General features: G+C 48.7%; 13 protein-coding genes. 11 read left to right on the top strand and 2 right to left on the bottom strand.

Going from position 1 to position 17,459, the window contains the following annotated elements; all coding sequences use genetic code 11:
- Positions 1–6 precede the first annotated feature (6 nt).
- Entirely contained in the window at positions 7–1,026 is a 1,020-nt protein-coding gene (gene tssG, locus HGT73_RS11580) for a type VI secretion system baseplate subunit TssG (protein ID WP_214215186.1), read from the bottom strand.
- Positions 1,023–2,888 carry a type VI secretion system baseplate subunit TssF gene (gene tssF, locus HGT73_RS11585; protein ID WP_214215188.1) on the bottom strand — a complete coding sequence of 622 codons (1,866 nt, stop codon included), beginning with the start codon at positions 2,886–2,888 and terminating at the stop codon, positions 1,023–1,025. Before tssF ends, tssG begins: the two co-directional genes overlap by 4 nt.
- 433 nt (positions 2,889–3,321) lie before the next feature.
- Between tssF and HGT73_RS11590 the strand changes: the two genes are divergently transcribed.
- The 11 genes from HGT73_RS11590 (at position 3,322) to tssM (ending at position 17,431) form a co-directional block, all read left to right on the top strand.
- The gene (locus HGT73_RS11590; RefSeq protein ID WP_214215190.1) at positions 3,322–3,858 is read left to right on the top strand and encodes a fimbrial protein; all 537 of its coding nucleotides are present in this window, start codon (positions 3,322–3,324) and stop codon (positions 3,856–3,858) included.
- Between the two features lie 55 nt (positions 3,859–3,913).
- Entirely contained in the window at positions 3,914–4,678 is a 765-nt protein-coding gene (locus HGT73_RS11595; RefSeq protein WP_214215191.1) for a fimbrial biogenesis chaperone, read from the top strand.
- Between the two features lie 40 nt (positions 4,679–4,718).
- Positions 4,719–7,349 carry a fimbria/pilus outer membrane usher protein gene (locus HGT73_RS11600; RefSeq protein WP_214215193.1) on the top strand — a complete coding sequence of 877 codons (2,631 nt, stop codon included), beginning with the start codon at positions 4,719–4,721 and terminating at the stop codon, positions 7,347–7,349.
- On the top strand, positions 7,346–7,924 hold the full coding sequence (locus HGT73_RS11605) for a fimbrial protein (RefSeq protein WP_214215196.1): 579 nt from the start codon (positions 7,346–7,348) through the stop codon (positions 7,922–7,924). The genes HGT73_RS11600 and HGT73_RS11605 overlap by 4 nt, the downstream gene beginning before the upstream one ends.
- Positions 7,925–7,967: 43 nt before the next feature.
- Positions 7,968–8,498, top strand: coding sequence for a type VI secretion system contractile sheath small subunit (gene tssB, locus HGT73_RS11610; protein WP_214215205.1), 531 nt, complete (start codon positions 7,968–7,970; stop codon positions 8,496–8,498).
- 3 nt (positions 8,499–8,501) lie between these two features.
- On the top strand, positions 8,502–10,001 hold the full coding sequence (tssC, locus tag HGT73_RS11615; RefSeq protein ID WP_214215206.1) for a type VI secretion system contractile sheath large subunit: 1,500 nt from the start codon (positions 8,502–8,504) through the stop codon (positions 9,999–10,001).
- Between the two features lie 33 nt (positions 10,002–10,034).
- Entirely contained in the window at positions 10,035–10,520 is a 486-nt protein-coding gene (locus HGT73_RS11620; RefSeq protein ID WP_214215207.1) for an Hcp family type VI secretion system effector, read from the top strand.
- 107 nt (positions 10,521–10,627) lie between these two features.
- Complete coding sequence (tssJ, locus tag HGT73_RS11625) at positions 10,628–11,113, top strand: type VI secretion system lipoprotein TssJ (RefSeq protein WP_214215209.1); 486 nt, start codon at positions 10,628–10,630, stop codon at positions 11,111–11,113.
- Between the two features lie 8 nt (positions 11,114–11,121).
- Positions 11,122–12,456: a type VI secretion system baseplate subunit TssK gene (tssK, locus tag HGT73_RS11630; RefSeq protein ID WP_214215211.1), complete on the top strand. Its 1,335-nt coding sequence runs from the start codon at positions 11,122–11,124 to the stop codon at positions 12,454–12,456.
- The gene (gene icmH / locus HGT73_RS11635; protein ID WP_214215213.1) at positions 12,453–13,736 is read left to right on the top strand and encodes a type IVB secretion system protein IcmH/DotU; all 1,284 of its coding nucleotides are present in this window, start codon (positions 12,453–12,455) and stop codon (positions 13,734–13,736) included. Before tssK ends, icmH begins: the two co-directional genes overlap by 4 nt.
- An 11-nt stretch (positions 13,737–13,747) precedes the next feature.
- Positions 13,748–17,431 (top strand): type VI secretion system membrane subunit TssM, encoded by a 3,684-nt coding sequence (tssM, locus tag HGT73_RS11640; protein WP_214215215.1) that lies wholly within the window; start codon positions 13,748–13,750, stop codon positions 17,429–17,431.
- Positions 17,432–17,459 lie beyond the last annotated feature (28 nt).

Raw genomic sequence — 17,459 nt, forward strand, 5'->3', positions numbered from 1 at the left:
GTTGTCTTAGATTGTGTACAGACGAGATTCAACAATCATTCCTAATCGTGGAGAGTGACTCTCTTCATTCAATAGCCAAGTATCAAACCCCAGCTGCAGTTCGCCACTAAGCGTGAGCGGAGGAACGGTATTCTTGGCTAGTACAAGCTGGAGATCATAATGATAATACCCACCCGTCAGGCGTTGTATCGCTTCGTCTAGCCGTGCCAACGAGTCTTGTTGTGGATGTAAGCTAACATACTGTTCATAGGTTAACGGACCACACCAGACCTTAAATTTATGGTTGACTTGGTAGCAGGCATCACCAAGGATTGTTCCATCGGCCAAGCGTTGGCCATAGGCTAAGTTGTGCAGCCGACTTTGTCCCTCTGGGGTCACCATAATCCATTCGGGCTGGAACTCCTCAATCTTAAAAGGAAGATGGAACCAGGCCTCGAGCGTCGCACACAAGTCCTGCGGCGCACAGGTTTTCCTTGCAAGATGCAGCCCTGCGCTAAGTTGCTTATGTTGTCTAAGATCGCTCTCGAAAGCCGTTGATGGCGATCCCCCCGATAAACAGCGCAGATAATGTGAAAAGCGATCATGCTGTGGCCGATCTAAAGATGCGGTATCTTGCGCAGCATGCCAGGCACGAAAAAATATCGCCATGCTACGGTGATGAAAGAGATCAATAAAATCGATCAGCGCGGTATCTTGCTGCTGCGCGCGCGTGAAGGCGAGTTCTGAAAAATGGAGAGGCAGAGCCCCCTGTGGGCCCCACACTCCGAGGCTAAAAAGTTTAATGGCTAACTGCTGGTCCTGCCAGGATAACGAGGCGATTTCACTCGCCGGGAAAGCGAGGCTTACGGCTTGGCTTAGGCGAAAGTTTTCTTCCGCGGGACTGAGCGCGCTACCCGGAATGGGGTTTTGAGGATCCATCGCCGAGAGACGGCGTAATGTCGCCAAGAAATTACCTTTCCAAGGAGCGTCGAGAGGTAAACTCCTGAGCGACGGCGGGAGGCGAGTTGATAATAAGTCTGGTTTCACAGTACGCCCCGTCGTCCAAGAGAAGCAGGCCAGCGGTAGAGCAGCCCACGCTGTAGTGAAAGTAACTCTACCTCGACAAAGCTATTGACCGCGCTATGCGTGGCGAGAAAAAGGGCGATGGCGTGGCCAAATAAAAAAGGGCTATGATTAGAGTAATAGCCCTCGTCAACAGTTAATTGGCACTGCACTCCGCGATAGTTTAATAGTAAATCGTCGTCGGATAAGCGCCGCACGATGGGGTGACACGTCAGCCCGACCACACTGTGGATCAAGGCTTCAGAGAAATCATCGCCTTGGCGTAGAAATAGTCTTAATCTTTCGCGCAGGTGTTCAGCGTTCTGCGTTGGCGTATGCCCATCAAGGGGTTGATAGGAACATTGCAAAAGGTTAATCAATTTCCACGCCTGATCGGCATAGGCTAAGGAGTCATAACGCTGGCTTATCGTTGCGGCGAAGGTGGCACCGCAGGCAGGAATACTCTCATCCAGCTGTAGATCCATCCCTTGTTCATCGGGCAGGGGAAGGTGTTGCGGCAGATAACGATTTGAGACCAACGCGTCGACATGTAAGCTGGCTAAGCGCGGAGAATAGGGGGGATGTGACTGATCGACAAGGCTTAACCAGACGTCGCTCTCCTGCGCCTGAGGCTCAGTAAGCGGCCCGATAAGGTGAGGCGTGCGCTGTACTGAAAAATAGCGACCCACTTCAGCCCTGTCGCCTTCCGCACGTTGGTAAAGTGGATAAAAGGTGGCTAATGCTTCTCCCTCGACACTAAAGCCACTTACCGTGCGTACCATACCCACTTCATAGTCAGCCGGACGGCTCCTATCGACAACAATAGAGTGGTTGAGCGAACCTGGAGAAATCCGGATTCTGTCCACTTTTCCAGGGAAGAGATTCACTACCGGCACACAATGTAAGTGAAAGCGCTGCATCGTGACCAATGGCGCTAAGTCTACTGGGAAGCTGTCGAGTAATATGCTGATTTCAATCTGATTACTGTGGCAGTGACGCAAAGCAGGTGCCAGATGCACCAGAGAAAAGAAATAAAACTGCGAACGGAAATCAAAAAACTCTTTGAGATAACGATAGCCATGATGGCTTTGCCAAAACGATTGAGAAGTATGATAAGCGTAAAGGTTCGGAGGAAGGAGTGATCCCGTCTCCTCACGAGAGAATATTGCTGAGTAAGAACCCGTCGTCACCCTAATACCGGCATAATGACAAGCAATAAGTTCAAAGAGATGGGAAGAGACGTGCTCATCACCGCTAATATAAATTGGGATCTCATCACAAGACATCAATTGTGAAAAAAGGAGGTCGTGAGTAAGGGTTAAGGTAAAGGTTAGCGTCGATTTTACTGTGATAGGGCGCGCCTCTTTCTTAAGTGCAGCGGTTAATTCAGGCGGGCTTTTCGTCAACGTCGCCTGCTGCAGAACCATCGGCCAAAGTGTTAAGGGGCGACGAGTTCTAAATTCGCATCGCGTACTGTTATTACCGACGGCTTGGCTAAGTAACGGCGTATTTTCCGCGAGTCGGTAACCGTTGGTTAAATCGCCTTTGATCACTGAGGGGTGGATCTGTACCACCGATTTGGCCGGTGTCGGTAAGGTAAATTCTGGTGAGAGACTATTCAGTAACCGTTGTGTGAAGGGTTCAAATTCAGCATCAATCTTTAATTGCGTTCTGGCGTTAAGGAAGCAAAATGAATCAATAAGTCGCTCAATCCAAGGGTCTGCAATTTCCGTGCTGGTAATATTGAGGCGCTTGGCTATTTTGGGGTGTTTGGCGGCGAAATCCGCCGCGATTTCACGCATAAAGAGTAGCTCACGGCGATAATAGTTAAGAAACCGTTGATCCATAGAGAGATAGCCCTAATTAATAATGCAATGGATAATAAATTATGATTTTTTTATTCAGCAGAAAAGGTTTATCAATAAGTAAACCCTAGGAAAATAAATAAAACCTATCCATTAATCAATAAATTAATTATAGAAATGATTATATTTAAGAATATAAATCGGGCTTTATTCTTAAATTGTTATTTTTATATGATAAGTACTTTATATTCTGAATTAATTGAATAATATCCTATTCCTGTATCACCGAGGTTGTGTTGATATTGACGGATTAATATCAGCAACATCACGATGCAACGATTAATTACCCGAGCATAAGAAGGGAATTAATAAAAGCGATTTAAAATAGCTATTAGCCATTTTTACTGTAAAGGAGTGCTTCTGAAGTTCAGGCCGACGAAGCATAGAAAAATAGTTTTCTAAAGGAATATTACTCATGTCAAAAGTAAAAGTACTATTTTGCACCGCGCTACTCTTCTCTATTTCCCCAATGAGTTATTCAGCCGATCCCAGCAACCTCAGTGAACAACAAGGTCTCATTACCTTTACTGGTGCGTTGACATCGGAAACCTGTGAAATAGATGGTATCAAGAATATAAAAGTCGAACTGCCTAAGCTCTCGGTGGATGCATTTAAAGTCGCCGGGACAGAAGCAGGCTCTAGAGACTTTACGATTTCCGTTAAAAATTGCTCAGCCACACTGAAAAATATCGCTGCGCATTTCGAGGCCGTGGGAGGCAGTGAGAAAGATACGGTAACGGGTAACTTAAAAAATACTTTGCAAGGGGGGGCCAATATTCAAGTTCGCCTCTATAAAGATCAAAAGCAAGTTAAGGTCGGCGAGACCTCGGAGCTGTTCCCACTGGTCGGTAACGCGGCAAAAATGACTTTTGCGGGCGGATATTATTCAACCGGTGCGGCAACTCCTGGTGCGGTAGAAGCGAAAGCTATTTATACCATCGCTTATCCATAACCATCCTACTGCCACGGAATCGCTCCGTGGCAGCTATCTCCTAGCGGAAATGACTATGCAACACGCGATAAAACGTCATGTGAAAGGATTGGCTCTGAGTGTTATCGCTATGAGTTTCTTTCTAACAAACTGCTATGCCGGTGTCACGTTGACCGGTACGCGAATCGTATTTATTGAAGGCCAGAAAGAAAAAATAGTGCGTACCTCTAATAAAGGTGATCAGCCAGCATTAGTTCAAGTATGGGTGGATGACGGGAAAATAGCGGTTGAGGGAACCGCGCAAGAAGCTCCCTTTATGGCGATCCCTCCGTTATTTAGGATGGAACCCGGTAAAGGGCAAAGTGTTAGGGTGCGCTATCTGGGACAAGACTTACCTAAAGACAGGGAATCAATTTTCTGGTTTAACCTGTTAGAAGTTCCACCGAAGAGTGATGAAGAAGTAACCAGTGAGCGACTTTCATTAGCGTTTAAAACCAAAATAAAACTCTTTTACCGTCCCGCAGCATTGACCGAAACCAGTGCTGAACAGGGCAATAAACTGCAGTGGAGTCAAGGTCGTGATAGTGAACTGATCGCCGATAATCCAACACCTTATTACCTCTCTTTTTATACCGTCAGAGTGGCCGCTGGGGGCGTAACGCAAGAGCTATCTTTATCGATGATTCCGCCGTTTTCGCAGCAGAAAATAACATTACCCTCCGCGTTACGGAATAAAACAATCACCGAAATTAACTTTGAGTTAATTAACGATTACGGTAATGGGGTTACTTACCAAGCGAAAAATAGTGGCGGTAAAGGATTTATCGTTATTAAGAAATAGTCGCTATTATATTATTCACTATTCAGGATGATGCATAGCTATGGATGAGCGAAAGCAGAGTACTGGAGCGAAAAAATTCGTAGTTTTAAGAAAAGGCCGTAGCGTCAGGCGCCTTTATTTACGAATTATTGCTCTGACATCTCCGATTGTCGGCGTATTAGGTATTTCGACGACGGGGTGGGCCAATGATCCCGCACTTAACCCTGGCGAAGTGACTCGCGAGCGGGCGAAAGGGATGGCGTTCGATGCTCACTTTTTACATGGTGAAAAAGTCGACCTATCGCTATTCGAGCAGGGCAATCCCGCCGCCGTTGGCGATTACCCCGTCTCTATCTTGGTTAATAATCAGCAGCGAGGTCGGTTTGTCGTCAGTTTTATCCAGCAACCAGAGCAACCGAAAGGCTACGCACAGCCCTGTTTTACCCTTGAGATGCTACAAAAGATCGGCATTGTAATCGACAAAACCTCGTCCGATACCACTCAAGCCTGTCGCCCCCTTGAACAGTGGATCCCTACTAGTCGGGCCTATTATGAAAGCAGTGACTTTACCTTACAGCTTAGCGTCCCACAGAAGTATTTTCAGCCCAACGGGCTAGGAGACATTCCACCAGAGCGTTGGGAGCAGGGGAGTAATGTTGCCTTCGTTGATTATAATGTCGATGAGTATTATCAACGGACATTTTCGTCATCCTCGATGAGCACGCCATCTCGTTCACACACCACGTTGAGCTTTAGCTCGTTGCTGGGAATTAACCTTGAGGGGTGGCGATTACGGTATCGACAAATCAGTCGTAAATTACAGGAACGACGTTGGCAATACCACGGTCAGTCTGCTTATGCAGAGCATGACATTACCGTGCTTAAAAGCCAGCTACGCTTAGGTGAAACTTGGTCTTCCGGTGAACTGTTCGATAGTGTCACCTTTCGTGGGGTCCAACTGCGCTCCGATCACCGTATGCTACCGGCAAAGCTCCGTACGTATACCCCTTATTTTACGGGTATTGCCGAAACTAATGCGAAAGTCTCGATTTGGCAGCAAGGTAAGCTCATTCAAGAAACCAGTGTACCCGCCGGACCTTTTGAAATCGATTCCCCAACGGTTGGCGGCTATGGCGGCGATTATACTTTGATTATTGATGAGGCCGACGGCCGTCAAAAAGTCATGATCGTTCCTAACTCAGCGCCACCCCTGATCCTTAACCAGTCGGTACTCAAATACGAATTGGATGCGGGAAAAATCAATACGACTCAGGCAGCTAATCAAGCCTATTTTCTACAAGCTAACCTCTTTTATGGGTTGACGGAGAACACCACGCTCTACACGGGGTTACAAGTCGGTGATGGCTATCAGGGGGGAGCTGTCGGTAATGCCTTTAACACACGGCTAGGTGGAATGGCGGTGACCGCGAATTATTCGCAGGTGAAAAGTAAACCCCATAACAGTAAACGAAACGGAAGTCGCATGACGCTTGCGTACAATAAGTCGTTACGCGCTACGCAAACAAGTATTAACTTCTCCTTTGATCGACTGACGTCTGGCCACTATCAATCTCTCAATACTGTTGTGAACGGCCAAGAATCTTATAGAAATTGGGGATATCCAACGGTAAAACAGCGGATGTCGCTGTCCGTCGGACAACCCATTGGTGAAAGTTTCAGTGTTAATCTCTCAGCCTCGCATTACCGTTTCAAAAATAAATCATCGACTAAACAGTACAGCCTTTCGGTGAATAACCAATTTCGCTACTTTGGTCTAGGGGGCTTTTTATCAAGGAGTCAGACGCAGAGTGGCGTCAATGAAAATTCTCTGATGATATCCCTGAGTATTCCATTAGGCGCAAGTACAGTGAAAAATAGGCTTTTCGACTCTTTTTATAGTACCTACTCTCATAGTAATAATCGTACCACTACCGTGCAAAATAGCCTTAACGGCCATTACGGCGACGAAAATACGTTAGTTTACGGACTGGGCATCAATAGCGAGAAAAATAATCAGGAAAAATTGAATCACGGCGTTCAAGGGAATATCTCATATAACCGCTCCCAGGGCCAATATAGCAGCTCCTTTAGTCGTAATCGTCGACATCAACAATTCTCGCTATCGGCAAACGGTAGTCTTGTTGCGCATTCAGCTGGGCTGATTGCCGGAAGGCAGATAGGGAATAATCCCTTTGCCATCATTTATGCAGAAGGCGCACAGGGTGCGAAGATTATTAATGGGCAGGGGGCCGCCCTTAATCGTGAAGGGTACGGCTTATTACCTTCGCTCACCCCTTACCTCGAAAATAGAATTGCCGTCAACCCAGAGGGGCTACCGCTAAGTGTCTCGATTGAAGAGAATGAAACGATGGTCGTTCCGCGTATGGGGGCAGCAATTAAAGTCAAGATGAAAACGCAGACCGGTACCCCGATTTTACTCAAAATTCGCGATCGTCAGCAGCGGCTGTTTGCCATGATGAGCCAACTCTATACCGACTCTAATCCTTCAGTAGCGCTGGTTTCACAAGCGGGTAGAGCCTTTGTACAAGGATGGAATCCCGCTACAGAAGCGCTGTTTATCCGTGACAGTGTCAGCCATGAAGTCTGCCAAATAAAAGTAAGTGAACAGTTTATAGATGAAGTTAAACGTTCACGCGATGAGATGATTTATCAGGAGGTAAGCTGTAAATGAAAGGATTCAATAAATTAGCGATCAGTTATTTACTGTTAGTGTCGGTAATGAGTTTACCGTCTACCTATGCCGCCACAAAAAAATGCCAAGGCGACTGTCATATCGATGTACTGTTTAAAGGTGAATACCTTGCTCAGACATGTCGCTTGAGCATTAATCAGGCGACGTCTAGAGAAACCATCGCCTTACCGGTAGTGTCGCTCTCCGAATTTAGCATCTGGAATAATGAATTAGGAGAGACGCCTTTTACGCTACAGCTGACCGGCTGTCCCGATAAACAGACGGTATTAGTCGCCCTCCAAGCGGAGAACGGCCTCTACAATTCAGTGAGTAGAAATTTTAAAAATACACCGGGCGCAGGGATGAGCGAGAGAATAGAGCTGCGGATTAGAAAGGAAAATGGCGAACAACTCAAAGTTAATCAGCCGGATTCTGGGCAGCTCTATAAATATGCCTCGGGGGCTAATGTTGAATCGCATCAGTTTACCGCGAGTTATTACGATTCTATGGGGTATTTTAAGCCAACACCCGGAAAGCTATTAGTCAGAGGAATAGTCACCATTAATTATCAGTGAACACCGAGCAATCGATAGGATTATTTAACAGGGAGTGTCAGGAATGAGTCATAACGATTCACAAAAATTTATTGCAAGAAACCGCGCACCGCGTGTGCAAATTGAATACGATGTTGAGATCTACGGCGATGATAAGAAAGTTAATCTCCCTTTCGTCATGGGCGTAATGTCCGACCTTTCAGGGAAATCACATGTCGCGCAACAGCCGCTAAAGGAGAGAAAATTTCTCGCCATCGATATCGATAATTTCGATGAGCGAATGAAAGCATTACAACCGCGAGTGCTCTTCGATGTGGAAAACACATTAAGTGGGGAAGGAAAGCTACTGGTCGATTTAACCCTAGAGAGTTTGTCTGATTTTTCGCCTGAAAACATCGCTAAAAAAGTCGCGCCTCTCGCCCAATTATTGGAGGCCAGAACGCAACTGGCTAACCTACAGACCTACATGGATGGTAAAAGTGATGCCGAAGGATTGGTGATGCAATTGCTCAATGATCCTGATCTGCTCGCCGCACTTGCCTCGCTCCCGGCGGCAGAACCTAGTTCAGCGTCATCAGCAACGAGTGAGGAGTAAGCGATGAAACAGGTTACGACGCAAGCGGGGCTAACGACGACGGCTACGGCAGTATCGACTGAACTTCCGGCGCTCTTACAGAAGGCATTTCGCCCGCAAACCGATGTCGCGAAACAGGCGGTTGAAACGGCGGTCAAAACGCTGGCGCAGCAAGCTCTACAGAGTGCAATTCTCCTATCCGAAGATGCGTATAAAAATATTGCCGCGCTGATCGAAACCATCGACCGCAAAATATCCGATCAGATTAACGGCATCTTACATCATCCAGAATTTCAGCGGTTAGAAAGTGCCTGGCGTGGATTACATCATCTGGTCACGAACACCGAAACGGACGAACAACTTAAGCTGCGCGTCCTGGATATTTCTCGTGATGAGTTGAGACGTAACTTGAAGCGTTATAAGGGTGCCAACTGGGATCAGAGCCCTATCTTTCGGATGATCTACGAAGAAGAATATGGGCAGCTAGGTGGCGAACCCTATGGCTGTTTGGTCGGCGATTATTACTTCGACCACTCCCCTGAAGACGTCGATCTCTTAACATCTTTAGCAAAGATTGCCTCCTCCGCCCATGTTCCTTTTATTTCTGCGGCGGCGCCTGCGGTGATGCAGATGCAGAGTTGGCAGGAGTTAGCCAATCCTCGCGATCTGACGAAAATTTTTACGCAAAATCTTGAATATGCGGCGTGGAATCGCTTGCGACAATCGGAAGATGCGCGCTATATCGGGCTTGCCATGCCGCGATTTTTGGCGAGATTACCCTATGGAGCACGTACTAATCCGGTCGAAGCTTTTGCGTTTGAAGAGAACACCTCCGGGGCCGATCACAGCCATTATGTTTGGGCGAATGCGGCCTACGCCATGGCAGTCAATATCAATCGTTCGTTTAAGCAGTACGGTTGGTGCACGATGATCCGCGGCGTAGAAAGTGGTGGCGTCGTGGAGGGGCTACCCTGCCATACTTTTCCCACCGACGATGGTGGCATTGATTTAAAGTGCCCAACAGAAATCGCGATCTCCGATCGGCGTGAGGCGGAGTTGGCGAAAAATGGCTTTATTCCGCTGGTTCACCGAAAAAATACCGACTATGCCGCGTTTATTGGCGCGCAGTCGTTACAAAAGCCAACCGAATACTACGACGACGATGCCACCGCGAACGCGAGTCTATCGGCGCGACTCCCTTATTTGTTCGCCTGTTCACGCTTTGCGCATTATTTAAAGTGCATCGTACGTGACAAGGTGGGGAGCTTTAAATCAAGGGAAGCGATGGAGAAGTGGCTAAACGATTGGGTGATGAATTATGTGGATGGCGATCCGGCGAACTCATCGCAGCAGACTAAAGCGAAACGCCCGTTAGCGGCAGCTGAGGTGCTGGTTACCGATATTGAAGGTAATCCCGGCTACTACCAAGCCAAATTCTATTTACGACCCCATTTTCAATTGGAAGGGCTGACCGTCTCACTGCGGATGGTTGCCAAACTGCCTTCGGTCAAAGAGAGCCTTTAATTCTCTATTCATTAACGTCAACAAGGAGTAGTTATGTCTCAAGATATTTTTATTAAATTTGAGGGTATTGAAGGGGAATCGCAAGATGCCCAACATAAAGGAGAGATAGAAGTCTTAAATTGGGCATGGGGTTGCGCGCAACATTCTAACATGCACCAAGGCTCAGGGGGTGGGGCAGGGAAGGCGACCGTTGACGACTTCTCGTTCGAGCATTATATCGATCGTGCCAGTCCCAATCTCTTAAGCTACTGCTTATCGGGGAAACATATCAAAAGTGTCAAGTTTATCGTACGTAAAGCCGGCGGTGATCCTTTGGAATACCTGACGATAACCTTTAGCGACGTCATCATTACTCGTCTAACCAATATCGGTTCTTCACAAGAAGATGTTCGAGCGAAGGAGTGGGTGAATTTTTCCTTCACCGCCGTGACCGAGGACTATGTGATGCAAAACGCAGAAGGGAGTAAGTCAGGGGCAGTCACAGTGAGCTATAACGTGAAGTCTAACTCGCTGAACTAACATGAGATAATAGAAGGAAATAACAGATTTCTAAAAGTATCTTGGAATCTGTTATTTCTCTCTCTCCAAAATGATTTTTTATTCATCAATAGTGTGAAGGGAGTGCTATGCCTTTAATTTATCTTTATACGCTTTTTTGCGCGGTACTCATATCGGGATGTACGATTAAACCGACCACTCGCTCAGACGTCAACGTTACGCTCAGTGCCGCCTCCAATATTAATAAAAATAAACAGGGCCACCCCTCACCGGTGCAATTATTTATTTATGCGGTGAACAATCGCGATAATTTTAGCGCAGAGAACCCTCTGACGTTAATTGCCTCACCACAGACCACAACGAGTGGTGATTACCAGCGTATTGCAGACATTATTATTCAGCCCGGCGAGGAAAAATCGCTTTCCCTCCCGCTTCAGCCTGGTACGAATACCTTCGCCTTTGTTGTCGCGTACCGAGAGATGGTGGCAAATCAATGGTTACTCCTGCGCGATATCGATAATTCACCACGATTCATTTGGCAAACCCCTTTTACTAGCCCACTGCCAGCGCAGCAAATCAGGCTGCGGGACTCAAGTATCACGTTTGCAGAATAAGGAATGTTATGAGAACCAATAAAGTGGTATGGAGTGAGGGACTGTTCTTGCGACCACAACTCTTCCAACAACAAGAGCGCTACATTGAGCATTATATCCACCAGCGGACGTCGCTATTAACGCCTTATCATTGGGGCTTTTCTTCGCTCACCATCGATCGCCAAGGGTTGGAATATGGAAAGCTGATTATCAACGCCGCGGCGGGAATTTTTCCTGACGGTACACCGTTTAGTATCCCCGACACCTGTCCTACACCAAGCCCATTAACCTTACTGCCACACCATTGTGGTCAGCAGCTGTATCTTGCGATTTCGTTAACGTTGCCCGGTCATGATGAAACGTTACTGTCCTCATCGCACTCCGCATCCCTAGCGCGTTTTACGGCTAAGGAGCATCTGGTTCATGATAGTAATGCGGTGCATCGTGAAGCCCGCCATCTACTCCTCGCCCAATTAAATCTGCGTCTTTTACCCGAGTCAGAGATGAATGATACGTGGATTGGCCTGCCTTGCGCCAAACTCAAGCATCTCGACGCAGATGGACGGGCAATATTGGTTGAGGATGACTATATTCCTCCCCTGATCGATTGCCGAGACAATACACTATTAATAAGTTGGTTGACGCATACTGTCGGCCAACTCAGGCATCGGGCGGAGACCTTTGCCTTACAGCTTAATGACGCACAGGCGGTAGGGATTGAAGATTACTTATTACTGCAGCTCTGTAATCGTTACCACAGTACGCTCGACTATTGGTTACAAAGACCTTTAGTCCACCCAGAGGTGCTGTTTTGTGAGGTGAATGCCTTGCAGGCTGAACTGGCGACTTATCTTTCGCCTCAGCGCCGTCCACCGCAAGAGGGATACCTTTACCAGCATACAGCGTTAGCAGAGACGTTTCGCCCGCTACTCGACGACATTAGTCAGCAGTTAAACCTATTACTGACCAAAGCCGGTGAGTGCTATGAGTTCCAGCGCCAGACTAATGGGGTATGGGTCACCGCCGATCCTGATCTCTCGCTCGATGCGTATCAAACACTGATCGTTGCGGTCAAAGCGGCCGTGCCGCATCAGCAAATCCATAAGCATTTTATTCAACAAACTAAAGTCAGTGCGCCACGGCAAATTCTCGACTTGGTTCGCTCGCATTTGCCCGGTGTAACGTTACAGCCCCTTGCGGGGCCGCCGCGTCAGCTCACCCATAGCTCCGGAACGCACTATTTTGAGTTAGTACAGAGTGGTCGCGATTGGCAGAGTATGTTGGATGAACGTGCCGTTGCCCTGCATATTGCTGGGCAGTTTCCCGAGTTAACCCTTCGACTATGGGGGCTACGTGACAGATGACTAAACTCGATACCTTATCCACGACACTTCTGCACGACGGGCAACGAGATGAAGGCCTTGCAGGCGAATTACCGCCTTATCCACGATCTTCCTCATTACCCCATCAGCACTTTATTGGTGAGAGTGCCAGTCAACGATTAGCGCAAGCCCGTGCGAGTCGTTATCCACTTCTTCATCTGGCGAAACCGTTGTTGGCGGTGCTAAGTGAAGTACCTGCGCGAATCGAACACGCAGAAAGCGTTGATGTTTTACGATCATGGCTCATCTATGAGATCTCGCTCTTCGCACAACTATGTGAACAGCTGGATATTCCGTGGCGAAAAATGACGATCGCACGCTATTGTCTCTGCACGGCCCTAGATGAAGCTATTCATACCACAGAGTGGGGGATCAATAGCGGCTGGGCGCAACAAAACCTGTTGAACTATTTCGAGGAAGATAACGATGGCGGGAATAAATTTTTCTTACTCGCCGGCCGGCTTGCGATGAATCCCCAAGAGTATGCCGAGGTATTACTCATTATGCTGCATAGTCTCAATTTAGGATTTGCCGGGCGCTATAGCATTCAACAGAACGGGGCGGAGCAACTGGCGCAGATCCGCCAACAACTTTATACGTTATTACTGCCCTTTATCCCCCGTTCTGAGGTGGCGATAGTGACGGATTATCTTTCCCCCCCTCTCGTTGACGTCAGAAAGCGGCTGTCGTTGCGCGGCTGCAGTCTATTGGCCCTGTTCGTCGTTGCGGCGACTTTCGGTGCCTATCGACTGCAGCTCCATCTCAGTCTTTCTCAACTGACCGATCAGGCGGCACAGTTCTCGCAGTATTTAGCTGTACCGCCAACATCCGTCGAGACACCGACCCTTCCAATGTTACTGAAGCATGATATCGACCAAGGTCGGTTGGTTATCGATAACTTGGAGCAGGGATATCGGGTGAAAGTGATCGGTGGGCCGATGTTTGCCTCGGGCAGCGCGACGCTTTCTACTGAATATCAAGCAGTGATCCAGCGGCTGGCGCAAGCGGTAAAACAATTAGGGGGGGCGGTGACACTGATTGGGCATAGCGATAGCCAACCGATTAGAACGCAGAAAAAACTGTCTAATCAGCAGCTCTCCTTGCAGCGTGCAGACAACGTTGCACAGCTCTTTTATCCCTTTGGTTTTACGGACCGTCAACTTAAGCGGGTCGGTGTCGGCGAGCAGCAACCTTTAGCCCCCAACTCGAGCCTCAAGCAACGTAATCAAAATAGACGCGTTGAGTTTATCGTCACTTTTTAGAGAGATAACACATGGAATTGTTGTCGCCAGTTTTCAGAAAAATAGCCAGCCGAATTATCGTCACTGGTGTACTTTTACTGCTCTGTTATTGCATTGCTCAGTATGGCGAATTTTGGGGCGTCGGGCACGCTTATCCGCTATCACCCCTTCATTGCCGTGGCGTCGTTATTGTATGCCTGCTGCTATCAGCCTTGGTCTTTTATTATCGTCTGCCCCGCTATCTCATCGTCGCGCTAGGGATGGGCGCCGTATTATGGGTGATGGGGCCGCTACTGTCGGTCGGTGAGGCAAAGCCATTAGCTTCGCTACTTGTCCGCTCACTCCTCTGTTTATTGCTGGCGCTCGTTACCGTTGGTTACTTTCTGTCAGCGCTGGCGGTACAAGCCTATGGCGCGCTACCTCAGAAAATGGCGTCACTTCCCTTCGCGCCACGGTATCATCCCCCTCGCTATCCTGAATTAATCCGATTATTCAAGACCTGGCGAAAAAAGCTCCGCAACGTGAAGGGGCGGGGGCGGGTGATTAAACGACTATTCTGGAACGATCCCGCCAGTGAAGCACACTGTTGTGTCCTGATGGTTGGACCAACTGGTAGCGGTAAATCCTCGGCATTAGCCAGCGCCGAGCTTACGTTTACGCTGCCGGCCCAACAGCAAGCCGCACGAAATACGGTAGAGAAGACGGAGCACTGTGCATTATGGCTCACCGACGACGTGCTATGGTGTGATACGCCGGGGCGTTTTTTTGATCCGCAACAGCCGCCGGAGGATAGGGCGGACGAGTGGTCTGAGGTCACGAAACAGCTGGTGGCAATGAGGCGTGTGGCTCGAGTAGAGGCGGTGGTGGTGGTGATAGATTGCCCCCGATTACTATTCGCGACGCCGCAACAATTAACCGACTATGCAGCCTTATGCCGTACCCAATTACGGACGCTGCAACAGCAGGCTAATCGTGTTATCCCGTTTTATCTTTTTCTGAGTCAAGGGGATAAGCTCGAGGGCTTTGATGACTATTTTCATGGCATCACTGCTGAACAGCGCCAGCAACTCTTCGGTCAAGCCATCGCACAGAATTCGTCTACGCATTCTCTTAATAGTGATGATATCCACCAACAGCTAACCGCGTGGGCTAAGCAGGTTGAGCAGCAAGTCCTGACTCAGCAACATTACTGCGATAGCGTGGATACCCGCAAGGGGATCGAACGTTTCCCCACCAACTTTGCGGCGCTTACTGAAGTATTAGCAACCTTTATTGAACATTTAGCTCCGCCACCGTACGAGCGGCTTCCCAATAGTGATCTCGTGTTAGCGGGGATCTATCTCGGTTGTAGTGCGTATTCTCGTGGCCAGCTATACACCTATCCTCACACGCTGGTCCAGCAGTGGCAGAAGCAGCCGGAAGCGTTGGAGGATCGCGAGCGCGACGGTAAGGCTGTTAGGCATTCATCTCAACACTTCTTCTTGAATACCTTCTTTAATCATCTGCTAGTGGGGGAGTGCCGCGCACGCCAGCGGGCGGGAACGCAGCGTTTCTCGACTCGTTATTGTCGAGGGACTGCCTTGGTGCTACTTACCCTGGTTAGCGCACTTATTTTTTCTGCGCTAACACGGAGTTATTACGCTAACCAAGGTTACCTCTCTCAGGTGGCTGACGATGTTGAGCAACTGGGACAACAGCTGAGTGCAACCCCTCTTACTCTAGACGATGCATTAAGTCGACTACGCCAAATATCGCCGCCTTTCACGCAGGCCGTGGGAAATACGGCATTTTCCAGCGGACATTGGGGGCTATATACCCCGCCGTACTGGATGGAGAGCAGGAATGCAGTCTATGACCAGTGGTTAATCGATTATTTACTTCCCCAATTGCGACGAGAGGTTGCCGAGGAACTCTCGGCACAGAGTCGCCGTAACGAGCCTTATTCGTTGTTCACAACGTTGCGTGTTTATCTCATGCTGCAAGGTGAAATCCCGAGGGATAACCCCTTTCTTATTACATGGTTTTCAGCCCATGCAACGCGATTGCCGGTACTCAATAGTCAAGACAACGCGACCACACGACTCCGCCATCTACTGTACCAAGTAAACTGGCCGTCTATTAAGCCCACCGTCGATCAGCAACGTATTAAGGTCGCGCGCAAGGTACTAAACGAACAGCCGTTAGCGACCTATGTCTATCAAGATATCTTGCAGCACGTCGCGCCAGAATCTTTGCCCACCAACGGTTTATCGCAGTTGATTACCTCTTCACAGCCATTACTGTTTAGCGAGCAAGGACAGACGGAGCCGTTGGCTGGGTTGTACACAGTGTTCGGGGCACAATACTGGACTAAGACGATTCAAAAAACATTATTTCCTAACGCGTTGGCGCGGGTTGAACAAACGCTTTATGGCGAGGAGCAACGCGGCGCGGGATTGGTGAATAAGCAACAGGTGTGGCAGCAAGTGAGTAGGCGGTATCTGGATGATTACCGTACTTTTTGGCAAACCTTCTTGCAAGGGATCCAATTTGCTTTGCCGGTGGAGGACGGTGGCGCCAAAAGAGCGAATTTGCGTCAGCGTGTGGCGTATCTATTAAAAGACTTCACCCGCCAAGACTCGCAACTACGCCAGTTGCTGGTGAATATCGCCCACCAGACACAACTCGCCACGGTCCAGCAGAAGAATGGGGATTTACGGGAAGAGGAGCCGATGCTAAACAACGATAGGGTGCAACGGGTAGATCAGTACTTCACGACTCTTCATCGTTTCGTCGAACCGCCTGGCACTCCGTCTTCGTTCTCATTGGAGCAGTTAGAACGTGCATTCACCCAGCTCTATCTGAGTATGCAAGCGACGCCAGTGACCACTGATCGTCAGCTATCGGCGCTAGTTGCGGGGCAACCCGAGACGGCCAGCTTGCAGACTTTCTTACTGCATCTCGACCAATTACCGCCGCCTCTGCCACAGTTACTCGGTCAATTATTTTCTGTTGCCCAGCGGCAAGTCACCCAACAAACCTGGGCAACCAATGCCCAACAGGTCGAACAAGCGATCATCACGTACTGTCGTCAACACTTGCTGGGGCGCTATCCTTTCGCAAAACGAGGGCGAGATGCCGACCCACAGGCTATTGTTGAGATGTTTGCTCCACAAGGCAAATTAAGCCGCTACTTTTCCCAGCACCTCGCCGATAACGTTGATACCCAGCATCGTCCATGGCGCTTCACTACCGCAGAGCCGCCACTTTCGCCACAGTTGCTGGCTGTTTTTGAACAAGGAGACCGGATCCAGCAGCTACTTTTCCCCTCGTCATCATCGCAACCCTCTTTAGACTTTACGCTGTCGGTGCAGGAGCTAGCGAGCGGTGTTACTCAATTGATTGTCGATAATGACAACCAGCAGTTTCGTTATGTTCACGGCCCCATTGTTCAGCAGGCCATGCATTGGCCAGCACAAAGCCTGACGCCCAATCTGCAAATCCGGGCGCTGGCTGCTGAAGGCCATCTTGTGTGGAAGATTGAAGAGAAAGGCTACTGGGGGCTGTTTCGTTGGTTTGAAGGCAGTCATCAGCAGTTTGAGCCACGTAGCCAACAAACCCTCATTTCCTTGGGGGAGGGGGCACAAAGCGCTACGGTCGCGATAAATGGATTAGGGCGTTCGATCCCTGAACTCATCAAACTATTTCGGACATTCAGCTGCCCGATCAGCGATTAATCCGTCATCAATATAATCAAGGAAGACA

Source organism: Rosenbergiella australiborealis (assembly GCF_018494035.1).
Taxonomy (GTDB): Bacteria; Pseudomonadota; Gammaproteobacteria; order Enterobacterales; family Enterobacteriaceae; genus Rosenbergiella; species Rosenbergiella australiborealis.

Excerpts from the sequence above, each read along its gene's own strand:
- tssF (WP_214215188.1), bottom strand. The coding sequence starts at position 2,888 with ATGGATCAACGGTTTCTTAACTATTATCGCCGTGAGCTACTCTTTATG.
- tssC (WP_214215206.1), top strand. The coding sequence starts at position 8,502 with ATGAAACAGGTTACGACGCAAGCGGGGCTAACGACGACGGCTACGGCA.
- tssJ (WP_214215209.1), top strand. The coding sequence starts at position 10,628 with ATGCCTTTAATTTATCTTTATACGCTTTTTTGCGCGGTACTCATATCG.
- HGT73_RS11590 (WP_214215190.1), top strand. The coding sequence starts at position 3,322 with ATGTCAAAAGTAAAAGTACTATTTTGCACCGCGCTACTCTTCTCTATT.
- HGT73_RS11595 (WP_214215191.1), top strand. The coding sequence starts at position 3,914 with ATGCAACACGCGATAAAACGTCATGTGAAAGGATTGGCTCTGAGTGTT.
- tssB (WP_214215205.1), top strand. The coding sequence starts at position 7,968 with ATGAGTCATAACGATTCACAAAAATTTATTGCAAGAAACCGCGCACCG.
- HGT73_RS11600 (WP_214215193.1), top strand. The coding sequence starts at position 4,719 with ATGGATGAGCGAAAGCAGAGTACTGGAGCGAAAAAATTCGTAGTTTTA.
- icmH (WP_214215213.1), top strand. The coding sequence starts at position 12,453 with ATGACTAAACTCGATACCTTATCCACGACACTTCTGCACGACGGGCAA.
- tssM (WP_214215215.1), top strand. The coding sequence starts at position 13,748 with ATGGAATTGTTGTCGCCAGTTTTCAGAAAAATAGCCAGCCGAATTATC.
- HGT73_RS11620 (WP_214215207.1), top strand. The coding sequence starts at position 10,035 with ATGTCTCAAGATATTTTTATTAAATTTGAGGGTATTGAAGGGGAATCG.
- HGT73_RS11605 (WP_214215196.1), top strand. The coding sequence starts at position 7,346 with ATGAAAGGATTCAATAAATTAGCGATCAGTTATTTACTGTTAGTGTCG.
- tssK (WP_214215211.1), top strand. The coding sequence starts at position 11,122 with ATGAGAACCAATAAAGTGGTATGGAGTGAGGGACTGTTCTTGCGACCA.